The organism is Limosilactobacillus difficilis, from assembly GCF_947387495.1.
GTDB classification, from domain to species: Bacteria; Bacillota; Bacilli; order Lactobacillales; family Lactobacillaceae; genus Limosilactobacillus; species Limosilactobacillus difficilis.
This window is the reverse complement of sequence record NZ_CANDNU010000032.1, coordinates 1-20,077: the sequence shown is the minus strand read 5'-3', so window position 1 is coordinate 20,077 and position 20,077 is coordinate 1. Positions and strand designations below refer to the sequence as shown.

The following is a 20,077-nucleotide window of genomic DNA, read 5'->3' as shown; positions in this document are numbered from 1 at the left end:
ATTTGGTTATTAAACTAATTCTACCCGTTATGGGTTATTTTTTTAATTTATGTTGCACTTGAATTGTAAATTCTCAGCACAAAAAAAGAGACCGAGAAAAATCTCAGTCTCTGTAAACCTCTGATGGGCAGTCAGGGGATCGAACCCTGGACCCACGGATTAAGAGTCCGTTGCTCTGCCAGCTGAGCTAACTGCCCATAACTCAACAGGCACAATAATATCAATTAATGAGGCGAAAAGCAAGCCTTTTTTGAAAAAGATCCTTATTTCAGAGGGTGGGGCTGAAGTGTGGCGAAGAGGTCGTTGATGATGGTGTGATATAATAGATCCGTTAATGAAAGAACGCAAAAATCGAAGCGGGTGCCGTTAAAGCCCCGATTAAGCTAGTTTGGAGGTAATCATTTAAATGGCTAAGATCTTAGTTGTTGATGATGAAAAACCAATTTCAGATATTATTAAATTTAACATGGAAAAGGAAGGCTACGAGGTCTGCGTCGCTTATGATGGTGAAGAAGCCCTGGAAAAAGTCGAATCAGAATCACCAGATCTGATTATCCTCGACTTGATGCTGCCGAAGATCGACGGTCTGGAAGTAGCCAAGCGAGTTCGGGCTAAGCACAACACCCCAATCATTATGGTGACGGCCAAGGATTCTGAATTGGATAAGGTTCTGGGCTTGGAATTAGGTGCTGACGACTACGTCACTAAGCCGTTTTCCAACCGAGAATTGGTGGCCCGGGTCAAAGCTAATTTGCGGCGCCAGGCCACGACGACGAATGCCAATCCCCAGGACAATAACGCTGACATCCAGGTTGGTGAATTAACGATTCACCCGGATGCCTATACTGTCACCAAGCGGGGTAAGAACATCAACCTTACCCATCGTGAATTTGAATTGCTGCACTATCTGGCCCAGCACCTCGGTCAGGTGATCAACCGGGAAAACCTCTTGCAAACAGTTTGGGGTTATAACTACTACGGAGACGTGCGGACTGTCGATGTGACGGTGCGGCGACTTCGGGAAAAGATCGAAGATAATCCTAGCCAACCAAAGTGGCTGATTACACGGCGGGGCGTGGGTTACTATTTAGCAAAACCAGACCAGGATTAGGGGAATGATCACTTGTGAATAGCAAGATCAAATTTTTCCAATCGATTCGCTTTAAATTTGCCCTCATCTTTGCGTTGATGCTGATGCTGACGCTCGAAATTGTGGGGGCCTTTTTTATGCGTCAACTGGAAAGACAAAATTTGAATAATTTCAAGCAGCAGATCGTGTTACCGTCCTATATCGAAAATTCCTTGGCTACCCAGCTGGGACGCTCGAACACCGCTTCAGCGACCCGCCGGATCCGCACGATCCTGGCGGAGGTCAACAATAATAACATTTCCGAAATCCGGGTGATCGATAGCAAGGGCATCATCCGTGGGACCAGCAATAGTGCCAACCAGGGAGTCGTTGGCCAAAAAACTACCGACACGGCGGTCAAGAATGCTCTGGTCAGTGATCGCACCCACACTGAGTACCTTTATGACAATACCAACCACGATCGTTACTACGTCAACATCGTCCCGTTGTCGAGCAGCAATGGCAACAATAACGAGGTGGGCGTACTCTATATGCGGGCTAATCTCGAGGGTGTCTACTCGACCATTAATAACATTTATGTTATCTACATCACGGCCGTGTTAGCTTCGATCATCCTGAGTCTTTTGCTCTCGATTTATATTTCCCGGGAAATCACCGCTCCCATTGAGGAAATGCGCAAACAAACGATGCGGATTGCCCGGGGGGACTACAGTGGCCAAGTCGAAGTGGTTGATAACGATGAGCTGGGGCAATTAGCTGGGGCCATCAATAACCTGTCGGTCCGGGTGGAAGAGTCTCAGGACGCCTCGGAATCCGAACGGCGCCGGCTGGACAGCGTCCTCAGCCACATGACTGACGGTGTGATCGCAACTGACCGACGGGGCAATATCACTATCATCAATAATACGGCCCTCCAGCTGTTAAACTACGATGAGGAAGATGATGTGATCGGCAAGTCGATCACGGATGTTCTCAAGATCCGTAAGCAATATACAATGCGGCAGTTGATTGATCAGAGTCAAACTCATCTTATGGTAGACATGAACGATGCTAATGGCCTGATTTTGAGTGCCTTCTTTACCCCGATCCAGCGTGAGTCGGGTTTTGTCAGTGGCTTAGTGTGTGTCCTACACGACGTTACCAGCCAACAAAAGGAAGAGCGGGAACGGAAGCAATTCGTTTCCAATGTTTCCCATGAGTTGCGAACACCACTGACGAGCGTTAAGAGCTACGTTGAAGCGCTGACTGACGGGGCATGGAAAGATCCCGAAGTGGCACCACGTTTTCTTAAAGTGGTCCAGGACGAAACAGAGCGGATGATCCGGATGATCAATGATCTGCTCAGCCTTTCACGTATGGATTCCGGGACGGCAAAATTGAACCTGGAGTACGTCAACATTAACGAACTGTTCAACTACATTCTTAACCGCTTTGACATGATTATCAAAAAGGAAAAGAATGAGAATCCTGATGGCAAGCACTATTCCATCGTGCGCCACTTCACCAAGCAAGACTTGTGGGTTGAAATTGATACTGACAAATTCACTCAGGTGATCGACAACATCATGAACAATGCCGTCAAATATTCGCCTGACGGTGGGGTCATCACCTGTCGGCTGGTGGCAACCGATAAGCACGTGATCTTGAGTATTAGCGACCAGGGATTGGGCATTCCGCGCAAGTATATCAATCGGATCTTCGATCGCTTTTTCCGGGTTGATAAGGCCCGCTCCCGCAAGCAAGGCGGGACCGGTTTGGGCCTGGCCATCTCCAAGGAAGTGGTGAACATGCTTGGCGGCCAAATTTGGGTTGATAGTACCGAAGGCCGGGGTTCCACTTTCTATATTTCATTACCATACATTCAATATGATGAAGGGGATGAATGGGACGATGATGCAAAAGATTAGAACTAACTGGCTCAGTATTTTGCTGGCGATCGCAGTCATTATCAGTCTTGTTCTTTCCGGCCTGATTTGGGCGAGCCCTTATGCCAACAATCGAATGCGGACCGATGCCAATAACCTGAATAAGCGTTTTACGGCCCAGTCGATCGGCGACATTTATTTGCCGACGGAGGTGGTCAGGGTCAACGGTAGCGGCGACCAGTATCGGATGTATGGCCAACACGAAAATGCCGTGTTGACGGCTCAGAAGACGCTGAGCAAGTGGCATCTGTTGCACCTGACAAGGGTGAGCCATGGTGATTCCCGTGAGTATCTGGATACTCTGCGGACGCCGCACTCCCTGGTTCTCAGTTATGCGGCGCCGATTCCGACATCGATTTTCAACCAGACTTTTTCGCAGAATTTGAGCCCCAACCGGCTTTCCCAGATTCAGCGAATCGTGTTACCGAGCAATAATCAGCATGTGATGTACTTGCTGGACGACCATAATTTCCAGGTTTACCGGCTTAACCTTACTAAGAGCAGCACGGCTGCCATCCATAAATTAGCCAGTCAGAAAAGCGGTCACCAGATTCCGATGGATCGCCAAGCAATTGGGGAGTCGCTTTTTGCCGTCTACCCCCACGGAGTACGTTTGCCGGGCTATGCGTACCAGGTAGTCAGCCAGGACATCGATAACGTTGCTGGTAACTTATTGAACAGTAACCAAACCAGTAACTTAAATGCACGGCGGGAAGGCCAGACGATTAGCTATTCTAATAATGGGCGGCGGCTGTCTTACAATGAAGCAACGGGATTGTTTGACTACGTTAATTACACCGGCAAGGACAGCAACCCGTCAACGCAGCAGTTGTACAACACTATTTACCAGCGGTTGAAACGAACGGGGATCGGTCTCGACGTTTTGCACTTTGATGCTTATAGCCGCAAGCATCAGCAGATCACTTTCCGTTCCTATGTAGAAACCTTTCCCATCTATAGCGAAAATGACTATGGTTTGGTTAAGATTGCCGAAACCAATCAGGGTATTGAAAATTATCGTTTTAGCCGCTATAGTTTGCAGACCCCATTGCCGGTCAAGCGCGAAAGTATTCGCCTGCCATCTACGGCTGCGGTACTGAACCAGCTGAAAGCAGCAGGCAAAGAGAAGCAGGTGACGGGTTTGCGGCTCGGCTACCTCTGGCAGACTGGTGCGACGAATCACGGAATCGTCTTGGAACCAACCTACCTGATTAAATACCATGGTGATTGGATTGATTACCGTGCAGTGCTGAAGTAAGGAGGGATAAGGATGAACTTTAAACGTATTCTGTTGATTTTCCTTGTTTCTTTTACTTTGCTTGATGTCTTCCTCTTTTTCATGGTGGTCGTCAATGTGCGCTTCACCAGTATCGGCCGGCAGACGAGTGCGAATGATATTGTGATGAAAGAGATCAGTAACGAATCGATCTCTTTTAATGGCCATCTGGCCAAGGACAGTCATACTGGCTATTATTATTCGATGAGCAAGGGCAATGACACCAATAGTCTCCAGGGGAAGACGGGACACCTGCACGGCCAGACCACCCGCTTCGAAAATGGTCTGCTGACGAGCACGTTTACCCACCCGATCAAGAATGATGTGGTGACGAAAACGAACAATTTTGACCGGATTGTTCATGACCCAAAGAAAATTCTTCACGGGCAAGACTATTACTATAACAACGACTTGTCATCCAAGCATTACGTGGTCTATACTGAAAAGCTTGATGGCCGGCCGGTGATGGGGGAAGATGGGCGATTAACCTTTCGGATCAACCGGAACAATCAAATCGTTGGCTATACGCAGAGTTATCTAAAACCGGGCCGTATTTTACGGCCGTGGAAAAAGACCATCAGCCAACAGCAGGCGGTAATTGAGCTTTACAAGCACAATGAATTGCCAAGCAATTCGAAGATTCATTGGGTTGACCTGGGTTACACGCGCCTTTTGTCAACTAAGAATAAAGCCGTCTACGTGCCGACATGGGTTGCGGCGGTGCGGGTCAAAAATGGTGGTAAGACGCAACACTTGAAAGTGAATGCCTTAACGGGTACGGTAATCAAGAACGATAACTTAGTGGTCAATGTTGGCAATTCGACGACGACAAGCCGACCAAATGTAGAATAAATGTTGGAGGAGCAGAGATATTGACTGATGAAGATCATTTGAAATTTAGTGCGCTGGCAAGTGGCAGTACCGGCAACTGCACTTATTTTGAAACTGCCCACCATAAAATCCTGGTGGATGCCGGACTAAGTGGCAAGCGGATTGAAGCCTTGATGGAAAAGATTGGCCGGTCGCTGGCCGATGTAGAGGCCCTCTTCGTGACGCACGAACACAATGATCACGCTCACGGGGTAGGGGTGCTAGCCCGTCGTTACGGCATGGCCGTTTATGCCAACCGTGGAACCTGGGCTGCCATGACCAAGCGGGTTGGTAAGATTGATCCACTTCAAAAACACCTCCTGGAGCCGGGGGAAGTGAAGGACTTTGGCGATATGCAGGTCGAGAGTTTTGCTGTCAGTCACGATGCAGCTGAGCCCCAATTTTATCAAGTCCACCACGATAACGAGAGTTTTTGCGTCTTAACCGATACAGGCTATGTCTCTGATGCTATTTGCGGCACAATCAGAGATGCGGATGGTTATTTGATGGAGTGCAATCACGACGTGCAGATGTTAGAAGAGGGACCTTATTCCTGGCCGCTGAAGCAGCGAATTCTGGGGGATGAGGGGCATCTTTCCAATGAAGAAGGTGCCGACGCCTTGATGAGTGTAGTTGGGCGACGGACCAAACAAATTTTGTTGGGTCACCGCAGTCAGCACAATAATCGCCGGTCCCTGGCCCATTTGACGGTTGCTTCCCTGATGGCTGAACACGACTTCGGGGTCGATGAAGATTTTCAGATCAAAGATGCAGAACCTGACCAGCCAACGCCATTGACGATGTTATAATGATGAACAATATTATTAACTTAATCATAGATTTTTCACAATTTGCGGTTAAACTGAAAATATAGTTAATATGACATCGGAGGAGTACTCATGGACGAGAATAAATTTCGGCGTCGTTTTTGGATAAAGGTCGTTATTGTCGGATTGCTGGCCGGGATCATCGGTGGCGGCATCAGTATGCTGGCAGTCAATGCGTGGACCAATCATGAGCAAAATACCGTCACCAAAGTACCTAATGGTTCAACGAAACCGGGTGGGGCCAGCGTCCAGGATAATAAGGCCCAACTAAAGAACCCGTCGACCCAAGCCTACAATTCCATGAAGGATTCGGTGGTTAGTGTCATCAACAAGCAACGGGTCCAGAGTGGTAACGGTGTTTTTGACATGTTTGGCGCCGACTCGTCGAGCAGTAATTCTGGGAAGCTCCAAACGGCCAGCGAAGGTTCCGGAGTCATTTATAAGAAACATGACGGGATTGCTTACGTGGTGACTAATAACCACGTGGTTTCTGGTTCCAACGCCCTGGAAGTGATTTTAAGCAATGGCCGGAAGGTTTCGGCTGGCTTGGTCGGCACGGATGCCACGACTGATTTGGCAGTTCTGAAGATTTCCGCCAAGGATGTTCACACGGTGGCCAAATTCGGTAATTCCAATGACATCACGGCAGGTCAGGATGTCTTGGCCATCGGTTCACCGATGGGTAGCGAATATGCCAACACGGTCACAAAGGGGATTATTTCGGCGAAGAAGCGGACCTTGAAAGTATCTACCAATGGCGATAGCGATTCGTCGAGTGATAGCAGTAATAGTACGACGACCAACGTCATCCAGACCGATGCTGCGATTAACGCCGGAAATTCAGGCGGCCCGCTGATCAACATGGCCGGCCAGGTAATTGGGATCAACTCAATGAAGCTTTCTTCCAATGGCGAGGGCAGCAGCGTTGAAGGGATGGGCTTCTCGATCCCAAGTAACGAGGTCGTTCGGATCATCAACCAGTTGGTGGCCCACGGTAAGGTAGTTCGGCCGACCCTCGGTGTTGCGATGATTAACCTGAGCAACGTGACGACGGATTCGCAAAAGCAGGTTCTTAAACTACCGAGTTCCGTTAACACGGGGGTGGTCCTGATGAAGGTGAAGAGCGGTTCTGATGCCGCTAATGCTGGTTTGAAGAAGTATGATGTTGTCACCAAGCTGGATAACACGAAAGTGCAAGGGACTGGTGATCTCAAGTCTGCCTTGTATAAGTATAAAATTGGGCAGACGATCAAACTCACCTATTACCGTTCTGGCAACCAGCATGTTGCCACGGTAAAGCTGACCCAGACGGCTAGTTCCAAGGTTGAAAATCAGGATTAATAAGCAATATCCTATAAAGGAAATGATCTTAGCAAGTTCTTGCTAGGGTCTTTTTTCTTTGGTCTTGTGGTGGTCTCGGCGAAGTAAAAAACGAACTTATCAGGTGTGTCAACCGGTTATTATTCGGCGCGGCAACATTAAAGCCGAATAGGTGTTTGCGATTAAAGTGTATTTTAGCAATCAGGTAGTTTTTTTACCTGTTCACAACTGTGGATAACTATGTGGAAAAGATTTGTTATAATGGCGCAGGGCTGATAGAAAGGCAATTATTTATCCACTCAAAGTTATCCACAAGTGCTTGGATTTCCTGTTGATAAGTGCACAACGAGAAATAATCAACGAGCTAAGTGCCGAGATAACGGGGATTTAAAGGTCTGGACCGGAACAAGTGTTTCGGTGGATAACTGTGGATAAAGTGATTTGGCTTAGTGAAAAGAGCCGTTTTAGCCGGGAATCGAACTTTCGGGTTTGCCCCGGGAAAAGGAATTTGCTGTGGATAAGTCTGTGGAAAACTTGTGGAGGAACAAGATGAATATCAAAATTATTGGTGTTGGAAAAGTCAAAGAAAAATACTTCCGGGCGGGCATCGCCGAGTATGCCAAACGTTTGGGGCGCTTTTGCAAATTCAAAGTGGTCGAAGTCAAGGACGAGCAGGCGCCGGAATCCCTGAGTCAGGCGGAAATGGATGAAGTGATGGCCAAAGAAGGACAGCGGATTCTGAGCAAAATCAGTGACCGGGAGTATGTTTACGCCCTGGCAATCAAGGGCAAAGAGCGAAGTTCGGAAGAATTTGCTCACGAAATTCAGCAGCTAGCAACTTACGGGCACAGTGACATTACTTTTGTGATCGGGGGTTCGCTCGGCCTTAGTCCCGAGGTTTTAAAACGGGCTGACACCCAGTTGTCATTTGGCCGGCTGACGATGCCTCACCAATTAATGCGTTTAGTTTTGGCGGAGCAAGTTTACCGGGCTTTTACGATCATCAACGGCTTGCCCTACCATAAGTAGGAATTGAGCATTATTTTGAAAGAAAATGATAAAGAAAATTTTAATCTTATTAATTTTCTCTAATCATTGATCTAGTTTTCTGACAAGCCGAATAAATAGGTTTTTGACGGGCTTTCGATCGGTTTTATACGACAAAAGATGGTCGATTGGTCTAATTGATCACCTGACTAATGAAGCAAAAAGTCGGCCTCAGAGGTCAATATAGCGGTTCCATAATGTTCCACATTATGGTATACTGCCAAACTGACGCGACTGGGTATTCTTGGTAGCAATTATTCAACTAGTTCAGTCAAGTTAATTACTTTTTATTAATGTACCCAAGAGGAGGAATGACGATGGTTGGGATTATCCTGGCAAGCCACGGTGGTTTTGCTGAAGGGATTTTCGAATCCGGTCAGATGATTTTTGGTGAGCAAAAGAACGTTGCTCATGCCATTCTGAAGCCGGGGGAAGGTCCTGATGATTTCCATGCTAAGCTGGAAAAGGCGGTTGCTAGCCTTGATGACAGCGACCAAGTATTGTTCTTGATCGACTTGTGGGGCGGGACGCCATTTAACCAGGCAAGCACCATGGTTAAGGAACATGAAGACAAATGGGCAATTGTAACGGGCATGAACCTGCCAATGGTCCTGGAAGCATACGGGACACGTTTAGGCGGCGAAGAGAGTGCTCAAAAGATTGCCACTCACTTGGTTAACGTTGCCAAGGACGGGGTAAAGACCCTGCCAGAAAGCTTGGCACCAAAGGCCGCAGCACCGAAAGCCGACGCCGCCAAGGCCGACGACAAGGATGCGGGCAAGAAGGAACCAACTGGGACAATCAAGCCTGGAACGGTATTGGGTGACGGCCACATCAAGTACGTCTTTGCCCGGATCGACGGTCGGCTGCTCCACGGGCAAGTGGCAACGGTTTGGACGCCAATGTTTAAGCCGGACCGGATTATTGTTGTTTCTGACAGCGTCTGCAAGAACAAACTGCGTGTTCAAATGATTAAAAACGCGGCACCAGCTGGGACTCACGCCCACGTGGTTCCTTTGAAGAAGATGGTTGAAGTATCCAAGGACCCACGCTTTGGCAACACCCGGGCTCTCTTGTTGTTTGAAAACGCCGAAGATGCCGATGCTGCTAAGAAGGCTGGGATCGACTTCAAGGAATTGAACGTCGGGACGATGTCATTCAAGAAGGGTGACGTTAGTTTGACCAAGGACATCTCCATGAACCAAGAAGATGTCGACGCCATTAAGGACCTACGCGATCGGGGAGTTAAGTTCGATGTGCGTGCCGTTGCGGCTGATACGCCAAAGGACATGGACAAGCTGCTCGAAGAAGCGCAGACTAAATTGGACCAACAAAAATAAGAGTTTAGTGGAGGAAGACTAATGTCTAACATTATGATTGTGATTGTCGCATTCATCGTTGGGTGCGGCAGTGTTATGGATTCATTCGAAACCTACCAACCTTTGATTGCTTGTAGTTTAATCGGTTTATTTGGTGGTCACCCGGTTTCAGGCTTATTGCTGGGTGGGGAACTCCAAATGATCGCCCTCGGTTGGGCTAACGTTGGTGCCGCAATGTCACCAGATGCTGGTTTGGCCGGTGTTGCATCTGCAATTATTTTACTGAAGAGTGGCGGTGCTACTAGTAACGTCGGGACGGCCATCGGTTTGGCTATTCCACTGGCCGTTGCCGGTCTGTTCCTGACGATGCTGGTTCGGACTGTGACCGTCTTCATCGTTCACATTCAAGACCACGCTGCCGAAGAAGGCAAGATTTTGCCGATCGAAATTTGGCAATTTATCGGTTTGTCCCTGCAAGGTCTGCGGGTGGCTATTCCAGCCGCCTTACTGCTGGCCCTGCCAACTAGTGTTGTGCAATCCGGTTTGAACATGATGCCGAAATGGCTGAGTGACGGGATGACTCTTTCCGGTGGGATGGTTGTGGCTGTTGGTTACGCCATGATCATGAACATGATGTCCACCAACGACGTTTGGCCATTCTTCGCCATCGGTTTCGTAATCGCCGCTTTGAGCAAGCTGACTCTGATTGCCATCGGTACTCTGGGCTTGGCATTTACTCTGATCTACCTGCAACTGCTGAACAACGGTGGTGGCAACGGCGGCTCCAACGGTTCCAGCGACAGCAAGTCTGCCGGTAATAGCGGAACTGGTGACCCACTTGGCGATATCCTGGATAACTACTAAGGAGGCAGGAAGATGGCTGAAACAGCACAAAATAACGAAAACAGCAAACGGATCACTCTGACCAAGGGTGACCGGCGGCGGGTTTGGTTCCACTCATGGTTCATCCTCGCCAACTTTAACTACGAACGGATGCAAAACTCTGGTGTTTGTTACACCATGATTCCCGCAATCCGCAAACTTTACAAGAACAAGGAAGACCGGGCTGAAGCTCTGCAACGTCACCTGACCTTCTTCAATACCCACCCGTACCTGGCTTCACCAATTTTTGGTGTTACGATGGCGCTGGAAGAAGAAAAGGCTAACGGGGCTGACATCGACAACTCCGCGATCCAAGGTGTGAAGGTCGGGATGATGGGGCCGCTGGCTGGTGTTGGTGACCCACTGTTCTGGTTCACGCTTCGGCCAATCATCTTCTCACTGGGTGCTTCCCTGGCGATCAGTGGTAGTTTTATCGGCCCTATTTTGGCCTTTGTTCTCTGGAACTTGATCCACTTGGTCTTCACTTACTACACTCAAGAATTTGGTTACAACACCGGGATGAAGATCACAGAAGACCTTTCTGGTAGTCTGCTGCACAACGTTACCCACGGGGCTTCCTTGATGGGGATGTTCGTTATCGGTGCCCTGATTCAACGGTGGGTATCAATTAAGTTTACTTGGGTTTACGCTCGGCCAAAAGTTAACGGTCACGTTCACCCGATGACCCTGCAGAACTCACTGGATCAGTTGATTCCAGGCTTGGCCGGTCTGCTGCTGACCTTCCTGTGCATGTGGCTGCTGAAGAAGAAGGTTTCACCAATCGTGATCATCATCGGGATCTTCGTTGTTGGTGTTGCCGCTCACTGTGCACACATTATTTAGTTGAATTTTAATTTGACGACTAAGACTTCCCCGTGTAATGTAATGGGGAAGTTTTTTTATTGAAGAGGAGGATCGCCAATGGCTGAATCAATGAATCACCATTCGGAATTAGTTGACCGGGGTGAGTTTCTGAACGGGATGGGCTCTTATGGGCACCTAATGGTAGGGGACCGGGCCTTTGAATTTTACGACGAAAAAGTGGCCAAGAACTACATTCAGATTCCCTGGGAAGAGGTTGATTTTTTGTCAGCCGAGGTTATCTTTAATCGCTGGATTCCACGCTTTGCTTTTCATACCAAGCAAAACGGGGTCTTTCGCTTTGCGGCTCGCCACCCATTTAAGGTGCTGCGGGCGGTGCGCAACCACGTCGATCCGGACCGGATGCTGCGTTCGCTGTCAGTGTGGGACGTAGTTAAACGTAGCGTGCGGCGGGCCTTTACTAGGGGACGCAAATAAGGGACGAATAGGGATGGCTAGACGGCCGTCCCTGTTTTTTATTTAAGGATTGGTCTATACGCTTAAAAACTTGGAATCATTAGTCAGCTGGGAGGAAAACTAATGATTGTTTCTTTTGGAATCGCTTTGCACTATAGATTATTAGCAATCTACAAACGGTGCTTGTGACCGGGGGCAAGAGGTGCTAAATTAGCCCTAATTTCTTTTGAATTGGAGGCGGTCTATGTGCTGCAATCTAATACGTTGTTCGTGATGATCGCAAGCATTCTTGTCTTGCTGATGACACCTGGTTTAGCATTCTTCTATGGTGGTCTAGTCAATAATCGTCACGCGAATAACATGCTTCTGACCGTCTTCATGATGTGTGGCTTGGCAGTTTTGTTGTGGATCGCCGTTGGCTATTCCCTATCCTTTTCCGGCAATTATTACGGTATCATCGGCAACTTGCGCGATATTTTGATGATGCGGGTACCGATTGATGCTGTGACGAAGGACGGTATTTCTGTTGGGATTCACGCAATGTTCATGATGATGTTTGCCATCATTACACCGGCCCTCTTTGCCGGTTCAGTTGTTGGTCATGGCCGCTTTAATTTTCTGGTGTTCTTTACAGTCTGCTGGTCTATTTTGGTTTATTATCCTTTGGTGCACATGGTTTGGGCGCCGCATGGTCTTTTGGCCCAACTGGGAGCGGTCGATTTTGCGGGTGGCTTGGTAGTTCATGTGAATGCGGGGATTACGGCTCTGATCCTCTCGGCATGGGTTGGCCGACGACATGAATTAGCGGCTGATAATAACCACCTGGCATGGCTGCTGATGGGGACGGCGATGTTGTGGTTCGGCTGGTACGGTTTTAACTGTGGCTCGGCTTTAGCTGTCAACAACACAGCAGTTCAGGCAATGTTAACGACGACAATCGCTTGTTCGACGGGGATGATCGCCTGGATGCTTTTTGATCGTCGCTTGCTGCATCGGGTAACTTTAGCGGGAGCCTGCAACGGTTCGATTGCCGGATTGGTCGCGATTACGCCGGGGGCTGGTTATGTAACCCTTGGCGGGGCGATGATTATTGGCTTCGGCGGGGCCCTTTTGAGCCACGCTTTCATTCACCGAATTAAGCCCCGGCTGGCAATTGATGACGTGGTGGATGCATTCGGCTGCCATGGCGTTAGCGGTATTTGGGGAAGTATTGCGACTGGTTTGTTTGCCAGTCACGCTATCAGCAGAGCAGTTCCTAACGGTCTCTTTTTTGGCGGTGGCTGGCATTTGACCGGCGTTCAGCTAGCAGCGACGGTCTTGACGATGGCCTTTGTGGCCGTGATGGACTTAGTGATCATCAAGGCTTTGACGATCTTTTTGCCCGCGTCGGTCGATCAGGTCGATTTGCCGGCAGTGGAAAGCAAGGGCTAATTAAATATTTCCCGGGTAATCTTTACCCGGGATTTTTTGAATTATTTCACATTTGTGCTAGTTTACTCTTGTGTTACATCATAAATGTGATATACTAATAGATGTAAAGGAAGTGAGGACATGCGGATTGATGTCAAACGCTACCTGAGCGTGAATCACTTGACAATCTATCATGTTGCCAAGGAATCCGGTTATGGCTACACCACTTTACACAAGTCGTTTAATAAAGAACAGAGTAGTGCGACGCCGCTAAATCTTCGCGATTTAGACGCCCTTGCTCAAGCGCAGAATAAGCGAATGTGGCAAGTGCTGAAAGACTTGGAGGAGCACTATTTATTGAGCGATGATAGCAAATAGTGGTAAGTAGCGGCGTGGTTTAATTCACGCCGTTCGTTGTCACTAGGATTTTAAGTTTGAAAATAAATTAAGGGGGATTGCATTATGGCACAATATCCAGTAGATCCATTTGAAAACGGCGGCATGGACGACCTGTTCAATCAATTGATGGGCGGGATGAACGGTTTGAATTCTGAGAACCGGCGTTATCTCATCAATGGTCGGGAGGTTACTCCAGAAGAATTTGCTCAATACCGGCAGACGGGACACTTGCCAGGTGCAGGAAACTCCGCTAATGCCGGCCGTCAAGCGAACCAAAAGGCTGCCAAGGGCATTCTTGAAAAACTCGGCCGGAATTTAACCCAGGAAGCCAAGGATGGCAAGCTGGACCCGGTAATCGGTCGGAACAAGGAAATTCAAGAGACTGCCGAAATTCTGTCACGTCGTACCAAGAACAACCCGGTCTTGGTTGGTGATGCCGGTGTTGGGAAGACGGCCGTTGTCGAAGGACTGGCTCAGGCAATCGTCAATGGTGATGTTCCCGCTTCGATTAAGAATAAGGAGATTATCAGTATCGACATCTCCAGTTTGGAAGCCGGGACACAATACCGGGGCAGCTTCGAAGAAAACATGCAGAAACTGATTCAGGAAGTGAAGAAGCGTGGCAACGTGATTCTCTTCTTTGACGAAATCCACCAGTTGATCGGTGCTGGCAGCACGGGTGACGAGAGCGGCTCCAAGGGGATGGCTGACATCCTGAAGCCGGCTCTGTCCCGTGGTGAAATCACCATCATCGGGGCCACGACCCAGGACGAATACCGCAACACGATCATGAAGGATGCTGCTCTGTCACGGCGCTTTAACCAAGTGACGGTTAACGCCCCGAGCAAAGATGACACTTTCAAGATTTTGCAAGGTTTGCGGAAGCTTTACGAGAAGCACCACAACGTTACCCTGCCGGATGATGTCCTGAAGGCTGCCGTGGATTACTCCGTCCAATACATGCCACAGCGGTCACTACCTGACAAGGCCATCGACCTGTTGGACATGACGGCAGCTCACCTGGCAGCTAAGCACCCGGTAAAGAACGCCAAGGAAATCGAAGGCGAGATTAAGAAGACCGAAAAAGACCAAGAAGCCGCTGTCAAGAAGGAAGACTACCAGGCAGCTCAGGAGGCTAAGGACAAAGTCGCTGACCTGAAGAAACAATTGAAGGACAACTCAACTGCTGACAAGGTCACGGCTAAGCCAAGTGACGTTGCTAGTGCTGTCGAACGGTTGACCGGGATTCCGGTTTCCAAGATGGGAGCTAGTGACATCGAACGCTTGAAGGGCTTAGACAAACGTCTGGAAGGCAAAGTGATCGGCCAGGATGAAGCGGTTGAAGCTGTAGCGCGGGCGATTCGGCGGAACCGGGCTGGTTTTGACGAAGGCAACCGGCCAATCGGCAGCTTCCTCTTCGTCGGGCCAACCGGTGTCGGGAAGACGGAACTGGCCAAGCAATTAGCTTTAGACATGTTTGGCAGCGAGGATGACATTATCCGGCTGGATATGTCAGAATACAGCGACCAGACAGCCGTTTCCAAGTTGATCGGGGCTAATGCTGGCTACGTCGGCTACAACGACAACGGTAACACCTTGACGGAAAAGGTTCGGCGGCACCCGTACAGCATCGTCTTACTGGACGAAATTGAAAAGGCTAACCCGCAAATTATCACCCTGTTGCTCCAAGTTCTGGATGATGGTCGGCTGACGGACGGCCAGGGCAACACCGTCGACTTCAAGAACACGATTATCATTGCCACTTCCAACGCTGGTTACAGCAATGATGCAATGAAGGCCGCAGCTGGCGATGACGAAAGCCTGATCAAGAAGCTGACGCCTTACTTCCGGCCGGAATTCCTGAACCGCTTCAACGCGATTGTTGAATTCCACAGCCTGACCAAGGACGACCTGAAGAAGATTGTCAATTTGATGCTGGACGGCGTTAACGAAACTCTGGCCAAGAAGGGGATGGATGTAGTTGTCAGCGATGACGCTAAGGAATTCCTGATCGACAAGGGCTACGACAAGGCTATGGGGGCTCGGCCGCTGCGGCGGGTCGTTGAACAACAGATCCGTGACAAGGTGACGGACTTCTACCTTGACCATCTCGACATCAAGCACTTGCGGGCTGACATGAAGGATGGCAAGCTGGTAATCAGTGAAAACCAGGATGTAGCAGCAAGTAAGTAATTTCAGTTGAACATAACAAGATAATTTCTCGGTACGTGAAGAGCGCTGACGGGCGATGAACCCGGCGGCGCTCTTTTGCTTTGCCTGTCAATAATTGCGTTATGATATAATATTGATTAGTTCAAAAAATGAGGGGGAGCCATGGTGGAAGAAAAGACGATCAAACTTGAAGATGTTGCCAAGCGGGCTGGTGTGTCGAAAACCACCGTTTCGCGGGTCTTAAACAACCGTGGCTACCTCAGTCAGAAGACGATTGACAAGGTGCACCAGGCGATGGACGATTTGAATTACCGGCCCAATGTCATCGCGCGCCAGCTTTATAAACAAAAAACCAACCTGGTAGCCTTGATTTTTCCGACGGTAGACGATCCCTTCTTTGCCGAACTGGAAGCAGAACTCGAAAAGACCTTTGACCGTCTCGGCTACCGGGTGTTGATGGGTAACAGCCAAAATAATCCCGAAAAAGAGAAGAATTACCTAAAGCTTTTGCTCAACCACCAGGTTGACGGGATTATCGTCGGTTCCCACAACCAGGGGATCAGTGGCTATCAGAAGACGAAGCGGCCGATTGTTTCTATCGAACGTTTCCTGACTCCACAGATCCCGGTAGTGGCGGCGGATAATTACCAGGGCGGTTTGCTGGCGGTGCAGCGCCTGCTCGATGATGGCTGCCAGCATATCATCCACACTAACTACCCGGCTGAAATGATTTCGCCTAACCAACAGCGGCGCAAGGCTTACGAGGACTTGATGAAGAAGTACCACCGGCCGGCGATCACCTACGAAGTTTCCTTCGATGTATCAGACGAAAAAAAGGAGAGCGTTTTCCGGCGGATCTACGAGGAACATCCCGAGGTTGATGGCATCTTTGCGGACAATGACACTAACGCCAGTTTGATTATCCGGGTCGGCAAGGAGTACGATCGTCACGTTCCGTCTGATTTGAAAGTGGTCGGTTTCGATGGCGCCAGTATTACCCAGATGCTTTCCCCTGAATTGACGACGATTCGCCAGCCGGTCGATGTGATGGCTGAAACAGCAGCCGAGCTCTTGATCAAGCAGATGAAAGGGGAGGACGCACACTCCGTCACAGTGCCCGTCCGGATTATCAATAGTTTTACAGCTTAATCGTCTAGCTTCCAGCCAGCGCTTTGTTCGCGGCTGGGGGCTTTTTTATGCTTGATCAGGTCAAAATGCTCGTTATGTTAACCGGTTAACATTTTTCAAAAAAATTTTAGAGAAAAAAACGACGACGAAGCCCGTCGTGGCGGCGTTTGCTGCCAGAACATGAAAAAAGTTATCTGTCAACCGGTTGACAGACATGGGTGTAAGGGCTACCATAAGAACTGTTGAAAGCGCTTAAACAAATCTTCAGGAGCAGATCAAATTGAGCTCTTATTGATTAGGAGGAATGGCAATGCTACTCGGAAGCATTGAAGCCGGTGGCACAAAGTTTGTTTGTGCGGTTGGCAATACCAATTATCAAATTCAGGAGTCCGTTCACGTTCCAACCACGACGCCGGACGAAACCTTCGCCAAGTGCATGGAGTTTTTTGACAAGTACAAGAAAGATCTCGGTGCGATTGCGATTGCTTCGTTTGGCCCGATTGAGATCCGGCGGAGTTCGCCAAAGTATGGTTACATCACAGATACACCAAAGCAAGGTTGGGCTGATACTGACTTTGTTGGACCTTTCAAAAAACACTATAACGTTCCAATTGCGTGGACGACGGATGTCAATGGTTCGGCTTATGGCGAATACGTTCTCTCAACGTTGTTTAACAAGCGGATCAACTCGTTGGTTTACTACACGATTGGGACTGGAGTTGGTGCCGGTGCCGTGATCGATGGTCACTTTGTTGGCGAACTGGGTCACCCCGAAATGGGACACATCCGCTTGAAGCGTCATCCTGACGACCTCGATTTCAAGGGTATTTGCCCCTTCCACGGTGACTGCCTGGAAGGCCTGGTCAGTGGTCCAACCTTTGAAGCCCGGACCGGGAAGAAGGGCAAGGATGTGCCACTGTCTGACCACGTTTGGGACATTATGGCTTACTACACCGCCCAAGCTGCTTTGGACACGACTTTGATGTTCCGGCCAGCGAAGATTGTTTTCGGTGGTGGTGTTGTTAGCGAGCCGTTCCTGAAGAAAGTACGTCGTGAATTTAAGAAGCTGCTGAATGATTATGTTGATGTGGGTGAACTTGATCAATACATTACGATGCCCCTGGCAGAAAACAATGGTTCTGCAACAATTGGCGACTTTGCCTTGGCATTGAAAGCAGCTACAAACTAAGGAGATGTTGATTGATGGCTTTTAATAAGAGTTTAGCTGGATACTTTGATGATCTGGCACACGTTGGAATCCCGACCGACGACCTTCAAAAGACCATTGCCTTTTGGGAAGGACTAGGCTTTAAGATGCAGGGTCGCTTTGATACTGATGACCAAGGACACCAAGTGGTCTTTATGAAGTTCAATCACTTGATGCTGGAAATTTGGGACAGCGATGGCGCCGTTCATAAGACGGGAGCAATCAACCACATCTCCTTAAACGTTGAAGATGCCGATGGTGCTTACCGGGCCGCCAAGGAAGCTGGTTACCAAATGAAGGAAAGCGAAGTTCAGCATCTTGATTACTGGCAGCACGGGATTAAGTACTTTAATATCGTGGGCCCGAATGATGAAACGATCGAATTTTGTGAAGTTGTAAAAGCTTAATTTTAAGAAATAAAAATCTAGGAGGATATAACAATGAAAGCTTTAGTAATGACTGGTAAGAAGAAGTTAGAAATCGATGACAACTACAAGAAGCCAGAACCAAAACCAAACGAAGTGCTGATTCACACCGCCTGGGCTGGTATTTGTGGGACTGACAAGGCCCTTTACAATGGTCTGCCAGGTTCAGCTAACGCCGTTCCGCCAATTGTCCTCGGCCACGAAAATTCTGGAGTGGTTGCTGAAGTAGGTTCTGCCGTTGAAGACTTCAAGGTTGGCGACCGTGTCAGCGTTGACCCGAACATCTATTGCCACAAGTGCTACTACTGCCGGACTTCACGTCCTGAACTGTGTGAACACCTGGATGCCGTTGGTGTTACCCGTGACGGTGGTTTTGAAGACTACTTCACTGCTCCAGAAGAAGTTGTCTATCATGTTCCGGACAACGTCTCACTGGAAGCTGCTGCCGTGATTGAACCAATTTCCTGCGCAATGCACGGTGCTGACTTGCTGGAAACCCACCCATACCAAAAAGTTTTGATCATCGGTGATGGCTTTGAAGGCCAACTGATTGCCCAAATTCTGAAGGCTCGTGGGGTTCGTGAAGTTACCCTGGCTGGGACGGTTGACGAAAAGCTGGAGAACAACAAGAAGCACTTTGGCTTCAAGACCATCAACAACATCAAGGAACCAGATGCTATAAAGCCAGACAGCTATGACATCGTTGTTGAAGCTGTTGGTCTGCCGAAGACGCAGGAACAAGCTGTTGAAGCAGCTAGCCGTGGCGGCCAGGTTCTGATGTTCGGTGTCGGCAACCCTGATTCTAAGTTCCAGGTCAACACTTACAAGGTTTACCAGAAGCAGCTGCACATCCAAGGTTCCTTCATCAACCCATACACCTTTGAAGATTCCATTGCTCTGCTGCAATCAGGTGACGTTGATCCGCTGCCACTGATCTCTAACGTTCTGGACTTCGCCCACGTTGAAGACTTCGTCAGTGGCAAGTTAGGTAACATCTCCAAGGCGATCGTTAAGGTTGCCGGTGAAGAAGCTTAATTTCAAACCGATAGAAGAAATAATAATTGCATATGTCAAAACAAAAACGGTTCTCAACAATGCTGGGAGCCGTTTTGTTGTACTTAGGCAGCGGGTTTAGCTAAATATTGCCTGGGAAATAATCGCCGTTAGCTTCTGCAATAACGGGGCGACCCGTCCTTGGTTGACTTGGAGGTAGTTGGCATAGAGGGGCAGGGATGCTGCCGGGTCAGCGATGGGGATGAGCTTGAATTTTTCATCGGTGATCCCTTTTTGAATTTGGGCAAGGAAACACGTTCTTTTAAGGACGCGATGAATTGCCCTACTTTTTTGGCCGTAGGTCATATGGATGCCCTATAATGTGATATAATTGTTGGTATGAAAGATATAAATAGGCTTACATATGGGCGAACATCAGTCTACAATCTGAATTACCATATCATTTGGGGAACTAAATACCGTAACAAGGTTCTAAAAGGTCATATTGA

20 protein-coding genes and 1 tRNA gene are annotated in these 20,077 nt (G+C 48.7%); 19 read left to right on the top strand and 2 right to left on the bottom strand.

Translation table 11 applies throughout. The annotated features are described in order from the left end of the window. Nucleotides 1–124: 124 nt before the first annotated feature. Nucleotides 125–197: transfer RNA gene (locus QOR82_RS06670), tRNA-Lys, on the bottom strand. Nucleotides 198–406: 209 nt separating this feature from the next. On the opposite strand from QOR82_RS06670, the gene yycF reads away from it, so the two are divergent. The 18 genes from yycF (at nt 407) to QOR82_RS06580 (ending at nt 19,610) form a co-directional block, all read left to right on the top strand. Then, a complete protein-coding gene (yycF, locus tag QOR82_RS06665) occupies nt 407–1,111 on the top strand; it encodes a response regulator YycF (RefSeq protein WP_283584001.1) in 705 nt (234 codons plus the stop codon). Nucleotides 1,112–1,125: 14 nt separating this feature from the next. Continuing rightward, a complete protein-coding gene (gene walK, locus QOR82_RS06660) occupies nt 1,126–2,997 on the top strand; it encodes a cell wall metabolism sensor histidine kinase WalK (protein ID WP_283584000.1) in 1,872 nt (623 codons plus the stop codon). After that, entirely contained in the window at nt 2,981–4,273 is a 1,293-nt protein-coding gene (locus QOR82_RS06655; RefSeq protein ID WP_283583999.1) for a YycH family regulatory protein, read from the top strand. The genes walK and QOR82_RS06655 overlap by 17 nt, the downstream gene beginning before the upstream one ends. Before the next feature lie 12 nt (nt 4,274–4,285). After that, the gene (locus QOR82_RS06650; protein WP_283583998.1) at nt 4,286–5,143 is read left to right on the top strand and encodes a two-component system regulatory protein YycI; all 858 of its coding nucleotides are present in this window, start codon (nt 4,286–4,288) and stop codon (nt 5,141–5,143) included. 20 nt (nt 5,144–5,163) lie between these two features. Further along, a complete protein-coding gene (locus QOR82_RS06645; RefSeq protein ID WP_283583997.1) occupies nt 5,164–5,970 on the top strand; it encodes an MBL fold metallo-hydrolase in 807 nt (268 codons plus the stop codon). A gap of 90 nt (nt 5,971–6,060) precedes the next feature. Next, nucleotides 6,061–7,329: a S1C family serine protease gene (locus tag QOR82_RS06640; RefSeq protein ID WP_283583996.1), complete on the top strand. Its 1,269-nt coding sequence runs from the start codon at nt 6,061–6,063 to the stop codon at nt 7,327–7,329. A gap of 528 nt (nt 7,330–7,857) precedes the next feature. Beyond that, nucleotides 7,858–8,337, top strand: coding sequence for a 23S rRNA (pseudouridine(1915)-N(3))-methyltransferase RlmH (gene rlmH, locus QOR82_RS06635; protein ID WP_283583995.1), 480 nt, complete (start codon nt 7,858–7,860; stop codon nt 8,335–8,337). A 335-nt stretch (nt 8,338–8,672) separates the two neighbouring features. Beyond that, the gene (locus QOR82_RS06630) at nt 8,673–9,695 is read left to right on the top strand and encodes a PTS sugar transporter subunit IIB (RefSeq protein WP_283583994.1); all 1,023 of its coding nucleotides are present in this window, start codon (nt 8,673–8,675) and stop codon (nt 9,693–9,695) included. A gap of 21 nt (nt 9,696–9,716) precedes the next feature. Beyond that, nucleotides 9,717–10,538, top strand: a complete 822-nt coding sequence (locus tag QOR82_RS06625; protein WP_283583993.1) for a PTS mannose/fructose/sorbose transporter subunit IIC — start codon at nt 9,717–9,719, stop codon at nt 10,536–10,538. A 12-nt stretch (nt 10,539–10,550) separates the two neighbouring features. Further along, entirely contained in the window at nt 10,551–11,399 is an 849-nt protein-coding gene (locus tag QOR82_RS06620; RefSeq protein WP_283583992.1) for a PTS system mannose/fructose/sorbose family transporter subunit IID, read from the top strand. 78 nt (nt 11,400–11,477) lie between these two features. After that, nucleotides 11,478–11,855, top strand: a complete 378-nt coding sequence (locus QOR82_RS06615) for a DUF956 family protein (protein WP_283583991.1) — start codon at nt 11,478–11,480, stop codon at nt 11,853–11,855. Between the two features lie 225 nt (nt 11,856–12,080). Continuing rightward, on the top strand, nt 12,081–13,265 hold the full coding sequence (locus QOR82_RS06610; RefSeq protein WP_283583990.1) for an ammonium transporter: 1,185 nt from the start codon (nt 12,081–12,083) through the stop codon (nt 13,263–13,265). 120 nt (nt 13,266–13,385) lie between these two features. Beyond that, nucleotides 13,386–13,622 (top strand): transcriptional regulator, encoded by a 237-nt coding sequence (locus QOR82_RS06605; RefSeq protein WP_283583989.1) that lies wholly within the window; start codon nt 13,386–13,388, stop codon nt 13,620–13,622. Between the two features lie 84 nt (nt 13,623–13,706). Continuing rightward, nucleotides 13,707–15,836 carry an ATP-dependent Clp protease ATP-binding subunit gene (locus QOR82_RS06600; protein ID WP_283583988.1) on the top strand — a complete coding sequence of 710 codons (2,130 nt, stop codon included), beginning with the start codon at nt 13,707–13,709 and terminating at the stop codon, nt 15,834–15,836. Nucleotides 15,837–15,977: 141 nt separating this feature from the next. Continuing rightward, on the top strand, nt 15,978–16,964 hold the full coding sequence (locus QOR82_RS06595; RefSeq protein ID WP_283583987.1) for a LacI family DNA-binding transcriptional regulator: 987 nt from the start codon (nt 15,978–15,980) through the stop codon (nt 16,962–16,964). 289 nt (nt 16,965–17,253) lie between these two features. After that, nucleotides 17,254–18,132 (top strand): fructokinase ScrK, encoded by an 879-nt coding sequence (gene scrK, locus QOR82_RS06590; RefSeq protein ID WP_283583986.1) that lies wholly within the window; start codon nt 17,254–17,256, stop codon nt 18,130–18,132. Between the two features lie 14 nt (nt 18,133–18,146). Then, nucleotides 18,147–18,557 carry a VOC family protein gene (locus tag QOR82_RS06585; protein WP_283583985.1) on the top strand — a complete coding sequence of 137 codons (411 nt, stop codon included), beginning with the start codon at nt 18,147–18,149 and terminating at the stop codon, nt 18,555–18,557. Between the two features lie 33 nt (nt 18,558–18,590). Then, nucleotides 18,591–19,610, top strand: coding sequence for a zinc-dependent alcohol dehydrogenase family protein (locus QOR82_RS06580; RefSeq protein WP_283583984.1), 1,020 nt, complete (start codon nt 18,591–18,593; stop codon nt 19,608–19,610). Nucleotides 19,611–19,706: 96 nt separating this feature from the next. Here QOR82_RS06580 and QOR82_RS06575 read toward each other — a convergent pair whose 3' ends face one another. Continuing rightward, nucleotides 19,707–19,934, bottom strand: a complete 228-nt coding sequence (locus QOR82_RS06575) for a hypothetical protein (protein ID WP_283583983.1) — start codon at nt 19,932–19,934, stop codon at nt 19,707–19,709. A gap of 33 nt (nt 19,935–19,967) precedes the next feature. On the opposite strand from QOR82_RS06575, the gene QOR82_RS06570 reads away from it, so the two are divergent. Next, a partial coding sequence (locus tag QOR82_RS06570) for a transposase (RefSeq protein ID WP_283584002.1) occupies nt 19,968–20,077 on the top strand: 110 nt, incomplete at its 3' end.